This window comes from Peribacillus sp. P4_C12 (genome assembly GCF_056402095.1).
Window position 1 is genome coordinate 1 of record NZ_JBFUIB010001138.1, and the last position, 619, is coordinate 619.

The following is a 619-nucleotide window of genomic DNA, read 5'->3' on the forward strand; positions in this document are numbered from 1 at the left end:
GGAATGCTTATCCCGAATAAACCGAGTTCTTTGGATTTTTCAACTAAATGCTGTGGGATGACATCTTCTTCTTCAATTTGTTGTGCGTAAGGCTCTACTTCCTTTTCAACAAAATTACGAATCATATTCTTCATTTGCAGCATTTCTTTATTTAAAGTAATCGTCATAATTCATACTCCTCCTTAGGTTTGCTCACTTAACTGACTACTAAGATTAAGATCGAAACAATCACATTTTATACGAATTTTTCCTGGATAGTGATAAGTAAAAAATCATCAATCACTTTCAATAATCGTAGCAATTCCCTGCCCACCTCCAATGCAAGCTGTAATAAGAGCATATCTTCCGCCAGATCGCTTCAATTCATAGGCCGCTTTCGTAATTAGGATTGCACCTGTAGCACCAAGTGGATGTCCGTGAGCGATGGCCCCGCCATTCACATTCACTTTTGCAGGATTCATATCAAGCTCCCGGTTACAAGCAATCACTTGAGCTGCAAAGGCCTCATTAATTTCAATAATGTCCATATCATTTAACGAAAGTCCTGACTTTTCCATTACCTTTCTTATAGCGGGAACAGGTCCGATTCCCATAATGTTTGGATCTACACCTGCAACAG

General features: G+C 39.1%; 1 protein-coding gene and 1 pseudogene. Both read right to left on the reverse strand.

The window, feature by feature from the left end:
• Positions 1-167, reverse strand: a 167-nt coding sequence (locus AC1DUW_RS31795; RefSeq protein WP_477644575.1) for an acyl-CoA dehydrogenase family protein, incomplete at its 3' end; no start/stop codon positions are given.
• A 108-nt stretch (positions 168-275) separates the two neighbouring features.
• Positions 276-619, reverse strand: a pseudogene (locus AC1DUW_RS31800) (acetyl-CoA C-acyltransferase); the annotation flags it as partial.